Below are 13592 nucleotides of genomic sequence, written 5' to 3' on the forward strand. Positions count from 1 at the left end.
CCATTATCATGCGGCGACCGGAGGTTGGGATTTTGAACTGGCCGGCTTTCCTCTGCGGCAATTTAATAGTTCTACTCACTGCTATTTTTTTGGTTCACCGCCGCGGTCTTTCCCTCGTTGAAACCATCCTTGCCGTTTTTACCCTGGCTGCGGGGCAGATCGTTTTTACCATGCTCCTGGCTGGCACCCTGATGCGCCTGACAACTGCCACTCTGTTGGTGTTCAATTTAATCCTTCTTGGTGCTGCCGTCCTGCTTAAGCGCCATTTTCCCGGTTCCAGCCGCCTTCAGCGACCGCGCCTGCAACCTGATTGGGGAAGTAACTTTTCTGCCAGGCTTTTGCTTTTTTTGGTCTTTCTGGAAACAATCTGGCTTACATTCCTGGGATACCTCTTTCCCCCTTACGCCTGGGATAGCCTTTATTATCACCTGACGGCAGTGGCTACCTGGTTCCAGGCCGGCCGGATTGTTTTAAGCCCCTATATCCTGTGGGCCAACGTTTATCCCATGAATACCGAGCTTATCTTTGCCTGGAACATACTCCTGGCCGGCAGTGACCTTCTCGTCGACCTGACCCAGCTACCCTTTGCCCTGGCCGGGAGCGGGGCCGTTTATGCCCTGGGGCGGGCCGCCGGTTTACGGCAGACCGGCAGCGCCGTAGCCGCCAGCCTATTTTTTCTAACGCCTATTGTCCTGGTCCAGAGCAAGACCTGCTATGTTGACGTCGCCTTTGCCGGCATGTTCCTGGTGGCCTTTTACTTTGCCTACCGCTATTACCAGCACCCGCGGCGCACTTATTTGCTCCTGGCCGCCCTGGCCGGCGGTCTGACTCTGGGGATAAAAGCTTCCGCCTTTCCCTATGTGGCGGTCATTTTCCTCTTCATCATCGCGGGCAACCGGGCGGCCAGTCAGGCAGGCAACCAGCCCGGCAGGCTAAGCCTGATCCTTTCCATTACTATCTTTACCGGAGCCCTGTTCGTGTGGGGCGGCTTCTGGTACCTGCGCAATTGGCTGGCCTACGGCAATCCCTTTTTCCCTTTTACGTTTAAAGTGCTTGGGTATACCCTCTGGCCTGGCCAGGGCAGCGTGAGCGACCTGGTTATGGCAAAAAACACACCTCCGGAACTGGCCGGCCTGCCCGGTTGGCAGCAGTTATTGCTGTCCTGGCAGGAAACCTACGGCCCCTACACCTTCGACCAGCGCCTGGGAGGCTTCGGCCCCCAGTGGCTCTACCTGGAAGTGCCGGCATTGTTTGTGACCATTACCCTGGCGCTGGTCCGGAGGGAGGTGCGCCTCCTGCTCCTCCTCCTGCCCTTAATCTTTCTTTTCTGGCTCCAGCCCTCCCGCTGGTGGACGCGCTATACCGTCTTTATTGTCGCCACCGGGGCTTTAAGCCTGGCTTACCTGGAGGAGAGGCTGCCCCGCTTCTGGGCAAAGCCCTTACAGGCCGCAACCCTGAGCCTGGTGCTCATCTCCCTGGCCGGCAGCTTAACCCACGGTTATTTCACCCCCGGGGTAATAGCCCGCTTCCTGGCCCTGCCGCCGGAGCAGCGTTCTTTTTTCCAGCTCACCCCCTGGGGTGATGAACTGGCCTGGGTTGACCAGGTACCTTCCGGCTCGCGCATCGCTTTTACGGAAACGGCCTTCCCCTACCTGCTTTTTGGCCCCCGCCTGGAAAACCGGCTCTACCACGTCATTGCAGTTTCAGAGGCGGACATGCTGGCCCGGCTGCAGACCTGGGACGCCCAGTATTTCTTCACAACCTCCTCCTCCCTCTATTACCGCTGGGCGCAAAATAACCCGCAGTATTTCCAACCATTTTTTGCCTGCGGCGACTATGTAACTTATAAGGTGCTTAAATAGACATAGCGGCTTCACGTATAGAAAAAATAAAACCGCCTCGCCTCCGGATTGAAGCAAGGCGGCCTCGTTACCCCGGACAAAGCCGGGATTTACCCTTTATCTCATTGTTGCCGCCAGGAGGGCCTTGATGGTGTGCAGGCGGTTTTCGGCTTCGTCGTAGATTACCGATTGAGGGCCGTCCATAACTTCTTCTGTAACTTCAACGCCCCGGTCGGCCGGCATGCAATGCATGTAAATTGCATCCTTGTTACCGAGCTTCATGCGGCGGCCGTCCATAACCCAGGTATTATATTTTTCGATGAGATCCAGGCCTTCTTCCCTGCTGCCGGTATAGGCAATGGGGCCCCAGCTCTTGGCATAAATAACATGGGCATCTTTACAGGCTTCGTCCATGTCATGGACAATATTAAATTTGACGCCGTTTTCTTCCGCGTTTTTCTTCGCCTGTTCCACAATTTCCGGTAGTAAATGGAACTCGGGCGGGTGGGCCAGGGTGACGTTCATGCCGAAACGACTCATTAAAAGGATTAAAGATTGGGGCATGGACAGGGGCCGGATATAATTGGGGGCGTAAGTCCAGCTAATGGTGAAATTGAGGCCCCGGGTGTTTTTGCCGAACTTCTCCTGGATGGTCATGATATCCGCCAGGGCCTGGGTGGGATGGTATAAATCGCACTGCATGTTGATAACGGGGATGCGGGAATGCCTGGCCAGTTCCCGGATATAGGCGTTTCCCTGTTTGTAGGTGCAGTAACGCACACCCAGGCCGTCACCAAAGCGGCTCAAAACCTCTACCGTATCCTTGGCCGTCTCACCATGGCCGATCTGGGTGGCCGAGGGCGTCAGGAAAATGGCGTGCCCGCCCAGCTGGGTCATCCCCGTTTCAAAGGCGTTGCGGGTGCGGGTGGAGTTTTCAAAAAAGAGCATATAAAAGGTTTTATCCTCGAGAAGGCGGTGTTTTTCTCCTAAAGCTTTACGCCGTTTTAGATCATAGGCAATATCCAGCACCGTATCAATTTCTTCTCTGGTCCATTCCTGCAGGGTAATCAGGTGTTTGCCGCGCAAATCGGTCTGCATATTTTTCCCCCCGTTGAATTTTTCCTTGATTATTAAATCACGCTTAATTCAATTCCACTTTTTTTAATAAAATCCTGCCGGACAGGAAAAAATTTTAAACACGGCCGGGAATAAACTGCCCCTGGCCGGCCCGGCCCAGGAAACGCCCTTGATCGTAAATAAGCCGACCCCGCAGGTAGGTTGCCTCCGGGTAACCCTGCAGGCGAAACCCCTCAAAGATAGTATAACCGGCTGCCGAATGAAGATGTGCCGCCGTAAGGACAACCTCCTTACGGGGATCGAATACTACTATGTCAGCATCGCTACCGGGCCCGAGGCTGCCCTTGCGCGGGTAAAGGCCGAAGAGGCGGGCCGGGCTGGCGGCCAGCACCCTTACCAGCTGGGGCAGGGTCAGCCGGCCGCTGCGAACGCCGAAGGAATAAAGCAGGGGTAATAGGGTTTCCGTTCCGGGTACCCCTGAGGGGGTGTTATAAAAGGCCGTACCGGCATCCTTCTGCTCCCGGCTGTAGCTGCAGTGATCGGTGGCCACCACCTGGAGGGAACCGGCGGCCAAGTACCGCCACAGCTCCTCGTTGTCGCCCGCCGTCCTCAAAGGCGGGCACATGAGGTACAGGCGGCCGTCCGGCCCGGCATACTTCTCCGCGGTCAGAAGCAGGTAATGGGGGCAAGTTTCACCGTAGACCGGCCGGCCTTCCCCGCGGGCGGCGGCAATGGCCGCCGCGCCGCCGCCGGTGGAGACGTGGACGATATATACGGGGGCCCCCGCTTCCCCGGCCAGGGCGATGACGTCCCGGATGGCCTTGACCTCCGCTGTTTCCGGGCGGCTTAAAGCATGGTAGGCCGGGTCTGTCCGGCCGGAAGCGATCAACTCTTCCTTCCTGGCGGTAACCGAATCATGATCCTCGCAGTGGACCGTTACCAGGGCCCCGAGACGGCGCGCCATTTTCAGCAGGCGACCGATGGCGTCTAGACTCAGACGCTGGTTGTAGGTGGTAAAGACCTTGAAGCTGGGAACACCCCTGGCAACGACGGCCGCCAGCTCCCCTTCGTCTTCTTCCTGGCCGGGCAGGACTACCTGATGCAGGCCGTAGTCGACGCAGGCCTGCTCCCCGGCTTCCTCCAGGCGCCTCTCCAGGGAGGCGGTAAGGGTTTCCGCCGGGCTTGCTGGTTCGGCGTAGTCGATGACGGTAGTGACGCCACCGCAGGCGGCCAGCCGCGTGCCGGTGAACCAGTCGTCGGCCGTCATGAGGTCGCCGATGGCCATCAGGTAATGGACGTGGGCGTCGATGGCTCCGGGCAGGAGATATTTGCCGGTCACGTCCCTGACCTCCGCGCCTTCCGCAGGCAGATCCGGACCAACGGCGGCAATCTTTTCGCCTTTAACGGCCACATCGGCCTGCTCCACCCGGTCGGCGGTGACGACCCACCCGCCCTTTAGCACGAGGTCCACTTTAACCCCTCCCCCAAAAGTAGAGTTAATTGGGCAATTTTAAATCTTTTAGTGCTTTATGCAGGGCTTCCAAGGAGGGCTCCACCCGGACAGGTTCGCCGGCGGCCTTGATGGCGTTGGCCACATCCTTGAGGCCGTTGCCGGTCACCAGGGCGACCACTTTTTCGCCTGGCTTAACGATCCCTTCCCGGACGGCCTTGATGAGGCCGGCCGTACCGGCCACCCCGGCAGGTTCACCGAAAACGCCGCAGGTGCGGCCCAGGACCCCCATGGCCGCCAGGATTTCTTCATCGCTGACGTTGATCATGGTCCCGCGAGAGTCCCGCACCGCCCGCAGGGCCTTTTCCGGATTACGGGGCACGCCGACGGCAATGCTGTCGGCCAGGGTATTCTCGGCCATGGGCCGTATCTTGGTTCCCTCCCGGAAGGCGCGGGTAATGGGACAGCAGCCTTCCGCCTGGACCCCCAGCATCCGCGGCAGCTTATCAATCCAGCCGGCCTTTTTCAGGTCCACCCAGGCCTTCCAGGCCCCGGCCATGGTACAACCGTCACCCACCGCCAGGACCACCCAGTCGGGCACCTCCCATTGGAGCTGTTCGGCCACCTCGAGGCAGACGGTCTTCTTGCCTTCCACCAGGTAGGGATTGATGGCGGCATTGCGGTTGTACCAGCCGTGTTCTGCAATGGCCGCCGCCGACAGGCGGAAGGCGTCTTCATAGGAACCCTGGACGCTGATAACCGTAGCCCCGAAAATCAGGAGCTGGGCCACCTTGCCCTGGGGCGCCCGGCCGGGGACGAAGATCACGGCCTTGAGTCCTACAGAAGCCGCCGCCCCTGCGAGGGAAGAAGCAGCATTGCCGGTGGAGGAGCAGGCCACCACCCTGGCCCCTTCGGCCAGGGCCCGGGCCACGGCAACGGCCGAGGGACGATCCTTTAGGGAAGCGGTAGGATTGATCCCGTCATCTTTAATATATAGCTCCCTTAAACCCAGCTCGGCCGCCAGGCGCCCGGCACGGTAGAGGGGGCTCCATCCTACCCGTAAGGGCGGCAGGGGGCCTTCCTGGTCCACCGGCAGGAAAGGACGGTAGCGCCACATGGAAGGTTCCTTGCCGGCCGCCAGGCTATCTTTGGAAATAACTTTGTTGATATAATCGTAATCGTATTCCACGTCCAGGATACCGTCAACCGGCCCGCAGGCGGGACAGGTATAAAGGCCGGGCCGGGGCTGGTAAGTCCGGCCGCAATTGATACAGCGCAACTGGCTAACGTTGCTCACGCTGGTCAGCTCCTTACAGGCTTCTCCTCGCACCCCGGTCACGGCATCGCCACGCCCGCACCGGGGGGCGTCTTATTTCCTCATATACGGTGTATCCTCCAGGGGGAGGGAAAGACGCAGTTTGCCGTCGCGGCGGTAGTAGGCGCCGGCAACGGCCGCCGCCGTGGGTATGGTCGCCAGCTCGCCGATACCCTTGGCGCCGTAGGCGTACGGGGTACCTCCCTTTTCGATCAGATGCACTTCCATCTGCGGTATCTGGTGACTGCGCAGCAGACCCAGCCTGCCCAGGGTCTGGCGGACGGGTATGCCGTCCCGTACCGGGAAGTCTTCCGTCAGGGCGTAACCCAGGCCCATGACGATGCCCCCTTCGATCTGGCCTTCCAGGTTTAAGGGATTGACGGCCCGGCCTACGTCATAGGCGGCCACCACTTTCGCCACCCGTCCCTCCTCATCCAGGATGACTACCTGGGTGGCGTAGCTGTAGCCGACGTGGGTCACGGGATGCTCCTTGTCGGAGTCAAGGGGATCGGTAACGCCGGAAAATTCCCCGGGGAAAACCCGCCCTTCCAGATCGGCCAGGGTCCGGCCTTTCAGGGCCGCCGCCAGGCCGGCCGCCGCCCGGCGGGCTGCTTCCCCCGTAAAGAGGCTCTGGCGGGAGGCTGTGGTGCAGCCGGCGTCGGGAGTAAGGGCCGTATCCGAAAGGACACAATCGATGCAGTCGGCCGGCAGGCCGGTGGTCTCGGCAACAATCTGGATAAGGACCGCCTCCAGTCCCTGGCCCATGCAGGCGGCGCCTGAATATATCTTCACCCGGCCGTCCCTTACTTCCAGCCGGGCCCGCCCCACGTCCCTGGTGCCCACCCCGAGGCCAACATTCTTAAAACCGCAGGCGATACCGGCATGGGAGCTGCTCTCAAAGGCTTCCCTGACGGCCAGCAGGGTGTCTTTCAAGCCGATATCGGGATCGACCACCTGCCTGGTGTCCAGGGTGTCGCCCGGTTCCAGGGCGTTCTGCCAGCGGATCTGCCAGGGGGAAAGGCCGACGGCATCTGCCAGGAGATTCAACTGGCTCTCTATAGCGAAGTTGGACTGGGGCACCCCGAAGCCGCGGAAAGCCCCGGCCGGGGGATTATTGGTATAAACGGCCCGGCCGCGAATGAATACATTGGGTATGCGGTAAGGACCGGTGGCGTGGGTGCAGGCCCGCTGTAACACCTGGGCTCCCAGGGAGGCATAGGCGCCGGTGTCGGCCACCAGGTCGGCCACCAGGGCCACCAGGTTGCCTTTTTCGTCACACCCGGTCTTCATGGTTATGGTCATGGCGTGGCGTTTGGGGTGACAGAGGATGCTTTCCCGCCGGGTCCAGGTCAATTTCACTGGTCGCCGGGTTGCCCAGGCCAGCAGGGCGGCGTGATGCTGGACGCTCAGGTCCTCCTTACCGCCAAAACCGCCGCCGACAAACTTGTTGACCACCCGGACTTTGTCCGGCGGCAGGTTCAGGAGGGAAACCAGTTGGGTATAGATTTCGTAAACCCCCTGGGTGCCCGTGTAAACCGTAAGGCCGCCGTTTTCCGGCACCGCCAGGGCGCTCTCCGGCTCCAGGAAGGCGTGTTCCGTAAAGGGCGTGGTATAGGTATGGGTCACCACGTGGGCGCAGGACTTTAAAGCTGCTTCGGGATCGCCTTTCTTGACCACGGTTTCGCTCAAGACATTGCCGCGCGGGTGCAGGGCCGGGGCTCCCGGCGCCATGGCCTCTTCGGGCGAAGTCAGGGGAGGCAACTCCTCATAATCCACTTTGATGCAGTTCAACGCCGTCCTTGCTTCCTGCAGGGTGCGGGCGGCTACCAGGGCCAGGGCATCACCCGCATAGCGAGTTTCCTCGCCCACGGCCACCAGGGCCGGCCAGTCGTTAAAGATGTGCCCCTGGTAGCGTTCTCCCGGTATATCCTCTGCCGTGAGGACGGCCACCACCCCGGGCTGTTCTTTAGCTGCCGTAACGTCAATGGCCTTTACCTTTGCCCGGGCGCAGGGCAGGCGGTAAACGGCGCCGTAAAGTATTCCCGGAACCTGCATATCGTCGACAAAGACGGCTTCGCCCAGGACCTTGGCCCTGACGTCGGGCCGGAAAAAGGCTTTGCCCATCCCGGCGGGCTCTCCTGCCCAGGGCTTAATTTCACCCCTGAAAACGCGGCCGGCCAGGCGCACGGCATCTATTATCTTCTGGTAACCGGTGCAGCGGCAGAGGTGGGCCTTGAAGGCCTGGCGGATTTCCCCTTCGTCCGGGTCCGGCTGCCGGTCGAGGAGGGCCTTGGCTTCCATGACCATCCCCGGCGTGCAGAAGCCGCACTGCACCGCCCCGGCCGCCGTAAAGGCAAAGGCGTAAACTTCCTTTTCCCGCGGGCTCAGGCCCTCGATGGTAATGATCTCCTGGCCGGCGGCCCTAACGGCCGGCGTCCGGCAGGCCCGGACGGCCTTGCCCCCCATGATTACGGTGCAGGAGCCGCAGGTGCCTTCACCGCAGCCGTTTTTGGCCCCCGTCAACCGCAAGTCCTCCCGTAATACTTCCAGCAAGGTGGCTTCCGGGTGAATATCAACTACCCGCACCTGGCCATTAACCTGCAATTCCAACTGCATGCCGTGTCCCCCCGTTCGTCCTGGTTTCCGGTAAAATTTCAATTGCAACCCGGGCTAGTTGCTGTTATCTACTGCAGGTGCAGGTTATTTCAACGCATTTCTTTTATTTTCGCGTTGTAATATTCAATTTTTGCGTACTCGTCATCCCAGAAGGATAGGCTCTTCATGGCTTCCAGGTATTCCCTGGTGTAGCCGAAGGGCAGCCAATCTATTTCCTTTTGCCGGTAGAGCCGTTCCTTGGCTTCCGAGCGGCGGGTATCCATAATATGATGGGTATGGGCCTTGAGGAAGATATCTTTAAACCAGCGTTCCAGGACAAAATCCTCAATTTCCAGGGTCCGCCGGGCCAGGTTCTCCAGCACCGAGGGATAGCGGTCAAAACCGTCGGTGGCAACAGTCACCACGTTATCGCCGGGGCCTAACCGCAGGTATTTGGCCATCTTGATGGCGCCCAGGACGTTGCAGATGCCGGAAGGACCGAAGTTATCGCGCAATGCCAGGGCATCGGCTTCTTTGACGCCGTTCTTCACCAGTACTTCCGTACCATCCTGGAAGACCTTCAAGCCGCGAACGGTATCTTCGTCGTGGATGAGGACAATGAAGTCCGTATTGAGGACGTTGTGGATAAGGGTGCACATCTTGTCACCGATGCCCTCGATGCGGTGCTGGCCGCGGCCCCCGTCAAACAGGGTCGAACACTCATAGGGCTCCAGGGCCGCCACTTTACATTCCGGGAAGGCCTTCTTTATCTGGTCGCCGGCAGCCAGGGTCCCCGCCGAACCGGGAGCCGAAGTAAAGCAGGCGATACGCCCGTTGCCGATACCCCGGACGGCCTCGATAGCGGCATTGCCGGTGACGTGGCGGTGGAAACGATAGTTGGGCAGCAGTTCAAACTGGGCCAGGGCATAATTTTGCGGTTCTTTTTTCAGTTCATAGGTGCGCTGCAGGGTTAAAATGACGTCAGACTCCGTACCGGGAGTGAGGTCCAGCTCGCCGCCGTACCTGCGGATGCGCTCATAACGTTCCTTGCTCATGTTGTCGGGCATGATGACCACCGCCCGGAAGCCCAGGAGCCTGCAGATATAGGCCACGCCGATGCCGAAATTGCCCGTCGAGGGCCCCAGGATGGTATGTTCACCCGGCTTGATGACGCCGTCGACGCAGCCTTCAATCAGGGTGGCGTAGGCCGGGCCTACCTTGTGGGAGCCGGAAGGGAAGCCCCGTCCCAGGAGGACGACGATATTGGCGTCCACCCCCGTCACCTCCGGGGGCAATACCATTTTCCGCACCTGGTTGTTTTCGTCTTTCCAGTTAATGTTGAACAGGTTGATGGGGTCCAGCTCGTCTTCCTTGAGGGCTTTCAGGGCCCGCTGCCTTATTGCCGGGTCAATCTGCGCCGGGTCACACATTTCCGTAAAGGTAGGGCCAAAGGGGATTTTACCCGCCATACGAATCCCTCCAGTTAAATATAATATTAATGCGCGCTAAAAATTTCACTTGCATTTATGTTAATAGTTCGACGTGGAAAAAATAAACCCTCCTTCTAAGGTAAAAAGGAGGGTTATTTTTTACCGGTTTTTCTGCTCACTGATTACAGTTGCCCGTCCCGGTCGCGGTGGGCGAGGCGAGAGGACGCGGCGGCGGCGATGGCGGCCACCAGGTCGTCGAGAAAGGTATTGACCTTTTCGTTCTTCTTGCCGTTGACCACGCCGATGATGCCCGGCTTGACCTTGTCAAGGTAACCGAAGTTGGTAAAACCTATGGAACCGTAAATGTTGACGATGCTCAGGGCCATGACTTCATCAATGCCGTAGAGGCCGTCATCAATCTTCAACATGGTAGCCAGGGGTTCGGCCAGTTGCCCCTTTTCGGCCAGTTCGTCAATGGCTATGCCGGTAAAGACGGCGTTCTGGACCTCCCGCTTTTCAAGCACCCGCTCGACGCTCTCGCGGCAGGCGGCCAGGGTAAGTTGAGGAATATATTTTTGCTGGACTTCATATACCAGTTGAGCAATATCTTCTAATGTTACCCCCCGTCGCTCCAGCCAGGCTATAACCAGTTGTTTAAGCAAGAGGGAGCTGGTATACTGATTCTCCTTGGGTTGCGCCACACTCACTGCTCCGGTCCCCTTTGCTAAGAAGTAACCTTATTCTAACACAATTTTATTTTCCGTGGAACACATCTGAAAAAATCCTTTTTTTACCTGTGTAAAATCAGGGCTCCTCTTTCTTTCATAAGGAAGAAACTCTTCAAGTTGAGTTAAATTTTTATTAAAAAGCCGCCTTATGGAAAACAACTATGCTCTCCCGCGACGGCTGCCGCCCGTATTTACCCATTTGTTGGGCACTGTTACCCCGGTAGCGGACAACGATAATCTTACTGCAAGTCAGGCCGGCCTGTTCCCCCAGGATAGCTGTCAATTCATCAACAGGGACAGCTATGCCGTAATAACGGGCATTACCAACTACGAGAGCTATCCTCCCCCCGGGGCGGCATACCCGCTTCATTTCCTGCAGGCAAAGGTAAATATCCCAGAAATAACCGCGGATCATGCGGGGAATACGCCGGTCCGTACTAATGTTTTCCAATTTAGTGACTATATTCGTAAGCTGAGGAGGCTCTTCATAATTTCTAGCCGGGCGTTCCGGTCGCGCTTCCGGATGGGAATGAAGGCTCTGGTATCGGATCTGGCGCGTATCCTCATAACTTAAAAAGTCAAACATCAATTCTATGCCATAAACCCTGGTGTAATCATGCCTGTTGGGATAAGGAGGTGAAGTGATAACGGCGGAATAAGTATCACCCGCATCGGGTAGCTGGCGCGCATCGGCCTGGTCTGCCAGCCATAAATCCTGGCGCGGCATTTTCGACTGGTGCAGGTCATCAAGCATGGCCTCCACCCGGGCAGCAAAAGCCTCCGGCAGGGAGGTAATATCCTTATCCCGGTGGACCCATTGTAACCAGCCACCGGTAGCCAGGGCCTGGCTGTATTCTGGTATAAGCGCCAGTAAAGCCAGGCGGAAAAAATCTTTCGCTTCTCTGGAACAGGTTAGACTGGCAATCTGCCCTTTAATTTTATCAAAGGCGGCCAGCATTTTTCCCGGCAGGGCTTTCTGCACCAGTTCGGGATATGATGGCAAGGGTTTTTCTGTCACTGGAAAGCGTAGTCGTTCCTGCAAGATCTGCCACTGCCGGCTTAAACTCTGCCAGTCATAACCGGCCGACTTTACATTGGTTACCATTACCGCCAGGGGCATGATATCATATCCCCGGGCGGGAACCCCCCTTTCCCGGGCCGCTAATACAGTCGTTCCCGCACCGACAAAGGGGTCTAGGATGTAATCCGATTGGTCCAGGTGCCAATCATCAATCAAGGCCTGCACAAGCTCGCTGGTAAAGCTATGGGGGAAGACAAACCAGCGGTGCACCGGCTTATTATATAAACCTCTGGGGGTTACCCACCATTTCCAATCCGTCTTATCTTCCAGGTTAAAACCAGGCATTGCTTATCTTACCCCAAATGCTCATGGCCAATGGCCTGGTAGGCCGGTATAGGAAATTCAATTTTCACCGGTTGCCGGTAGATAGGATGACTCAGTAAAAGCTCTCCCTTATCCAGGCGGGTTAAATGGGCTTTAATATCCTGGGGAATAAAACGATAAGCAGGATCGCTCAATTCAGAAGCGTCGCTGCGGCCGATAACCCTGGTGGCACAGTTGCCAATAACCTGGGGGTGAACCTCACTCATAAATTGTTCCGCGGAAATAAGAACAACTCCCAGGGACCTACCACGGGCGGCAATGTCGAGGACATATTCAATTACCGACGATTCCCCTTCACTGCGCCGGGCTGGGGCATATTTGTTTAACTCATCGACGAAAATTATAACCTTTCTAGGCAATTCGTGTCGCTCATCAATTGTAGCCTCGGCATACATACCGTAGACCTCCTTGATGATATGCCCGAAGACCAGGGATCGTTCTTCATCGGTCAGATTGGCTATATCGACCACCACGGTCTGGCCACCCTGGATCTGGCGGATTTCCTCCCCCAGATTGGCGGCGCGACGCGGCGACCTTTGTTCTACAAACAGGCCTGACTGGTGGTTGACCACCACCCGCCTTAAGATGCGGATAAAGCGCCCTACCGAAGAAGCTGCAACCTGATTGTGTTTTTGCGGGATGCCCTTATCCATCAATGGGGGGCCATTGAGCAGGTTATTCCATGTCCGGACATTTTGCCAGGCTTTCTCCCCGTTCATTATCCCTTGCTGGATCTCGCCTACCAGGGCCCCCAGGGTATCCCAGGGGTCCGGGACCCTGATCAGGAGCCCCAGGCCGGGACCGGGGTGGGACCGGTTACCGACGACGTCCTCCAGGGAATAAGCATAAATATGAAACTGATCCGGTGGTTCACCAAAGCAATTCGGCATCCCAGTAGTCTGGGTTTGCTTGCCCCAGGGAAGCAAGTAACGCACATTGGTAAAGGGTTGGGGTTGCAGGCCCAGGTAATCCCACATCTCGAGCTGTTCCGGTTTTATATCCCGGCGCGGCCTGTCGATTACCAGCAGGTCGTTTTGTTTCACGTTTAGGAGAATTACGGCGATATCTTTTGCCCCAACCGACTGCAGAATAGACTGGATCAGGAACATGGCATAGGAGGTTTTGGTAGCCAGACCAGATATGCCGGCAATATTGATGTGGGCACCTTCGGGCCCGAGGACGTAGCGCTTATCCAGGAAGACCCTGGCCCTGGTGCCGTTGGACATCTGGATAAGACCGGCGGGAATGGTGACCCTTTCCCGGTGTTCCTTTTCATATTCAAACATCTTATCGATACCCAGGGCAATATGAATGCCGGCTTCAACGGCAAAGGAAACAGGTGCCCCGTTTTGGACCGGCATATAAATCCCAGCCGGGTAACGTTTGGGTTCAACCGGATCATAGTTGGCCAGGACATTTACTTCTGCAACATTGACACCCTGGCGGGGTGTCTGGGGGGTTATTGCTGGATTGCCAAAATCGCTGGAAATATAGTTGGCGAGGTGAGAGGGAGCATCGGTGACCTGTTTGATATTGGTGACTAGGCCGAAGGTTCTCGTACCCGCCATTTGCTCCGCTTCCACAATATCAAAGGGATTTAAGATCTCATCGGTGGCCAGCCACAGGCAAAATTTTTCTGAAGAATTGGGCTCCCTCTCGGTAGCCGAGGCCTGGCCTATCACTTTGCTCTTCCCTTGCTCCGCCACGCCGTCAATTTTTGAATCTGGCATTGACAATCCCTCCCCTGTATA

Annotated in this window: 9 protein-coding genes; 1 reads left to right on the forward strand and 8 read right to left on the reverse strand. The window is 57.6% G+C overall.

Translation table 11 applies throughout. From position 1 onward, the window contains the following. Positions 1 to 32: 32 nt before the first annotated feature. On the forward strand, positions 33 to 1862 hold the full coding sequence (locus NWF31_RS00130; RefSeq protein ID WP_258358472.1) for a hypothetical protein: 1830 nt from the start codon (positions 33 to 35) through the stop codon (positions 1860 to 1862). 96 nt (positions 1863 to 1958) lie between these two features. Here the strand turns inward: NWF31_RS00130 and argF are convergent, their stop codons facing one another. From argF to NWF31_RS00170, 8 genes are all read right to left on the reverse strand, one after another. Continuing rightward, positions 1959 to 2939: an ornithine carbamoyltransferase gene (gene argF, locus NWF31_RS00135; RefSeq protein ID WP_258358473.1), complete on the reverse strand. Its 981-nt coding sequence runs from the start codon at positions 2937 to 2939 to the stop codon at positions 1959 to 1961. A 94-nt stretch (positions 2940 to 3033) separates the two neighbouring features. Further along, a complete protein-coding gene (hydA, locus tag NWF31_RS00140) occupies positions 3034 to 4389 on the reverse strand; it encodes a dihydropyrimidinase (RefSeq protein WP_258358474.1) in 1356 nt (451 codons plus the stop codon). A gap of 25 nt (positions 4390 to 4414) precedes the next feature. Continuing rightward, entirely contained in the window at positions 4415 to 5665 is a 1251-nt protein-coding gene (locus tag NWF31_RS00145; protein WP_258358475.1) for a threonine synthase, read from the reverse strand. Between the two features lie 72 nt (positions 5666 to 5737). Then, entirely contained in the window at positions 5738 to 8299 is a 2562-nt protein-coding gene (gene xdh / locus NWF31_RS00150) for a selenium-dependent xanthine dehydrogenase (RefSeq protein WP_258358476.1), read from the reverse strand. Positions 8300 to 8388: 89 nt separating this feature from the next. Next, entirely contained in the window at positions 8389 to 9747 is a 1359-nt protein-coding gene (locus NWF31_RS00155) for a PLP-dependent cysteine synthase family protein (protein WP_258358477.1), read from the reverse strand. 143 nt (positions 9748 to 9890) lie between these two features. Next, positions 9891 to 10370 carry a phosphatidylglycerophosphatase A family protein gene (locus NWF31_RS00160; RefSeq protein ID WP_277998721.1) on the reverse strand — a complete coding sequence of 160 codons (480 nt, stop codon included), beginning with the start codon at positions 10368 to 10370 and terminating at the stop codon, positions 9891 to 9893. A gap of 199 nt (positions 10371 to 10569) precedes the next feature. Continuing rightward, entirely contained in the window at positions 10570 to 11802 is a 1233-nt protein-coding gene (locus NWF31_RS00165) for a site-specific DNA-methyltransferase (RefSeq protein WP_258358479.1), read from the reverse strand. 8 nt (positions 11803 to 11810) lie between these two features. Continuing rightward, the gene (locus NWF31_RS00170; RefSeq protein ID WP_258358480.1) at positions 11811 to 13571 is read right to left on the reverse strand and encodes an ATP-binding protein; all 1761 of its coding nucleotides are present in this window, start codon (positions 13569 to 13571) and stop codon (positions 11811 to 11813) included. Positions 13572 to 13592: the final 21 nt, after the last annotated feature.

Origin of the sequence: Neomoorella sulfitireducens (assembly GCF_024733845.1) — a bacterium.
Taxonomy (GTDB): domain Bacteria; phylum Bacillota; class DSM-521; order Neomoorellales; family Neomoorellaceae; genus Neomoorella; species Neomoorella sulfitireducens.

Excerpts from the sequence above, each read along its gene's own strand:
- NWF31_RS00155 (WP_258358477.1), bottom strand. The coding sequence starts at position 9,747 with ATGGCGGGTAAAATCCCCTTTGGCCCTACCTTTACGGAAATGTGTGAC.
- NWF31_RS00165 (WP_258358479.1), bottom strand. The coding sequence starts at position 11,802 with ATGCCTGGTTTTAACCTGGAAGATAAGACGGATTGGAAATGGTGGGTA.
- xdh (WP_258358476.1), bottom strand. The coding sequence starts at position 8,299 with ATGCAGTTGGAATTGCAGGTTAATGGCCAGGTGCGGGTAGTTGATATT.
- argF (WP_258358473.1), bottom strand. The coding sequence starts at position 2,939 with ATGCAGACCGATTTGCGCGGCAAACACCTGATTACCCTGCAGGAATGG.
- NWF31_RS00170 (WP_258358480.1), bottom strand. The coding sequence starts at position 13,571 with ATGCCAGATTCAAAAATTGACGGCGTGGCGGAGCAAGGGAAGAGCAAA.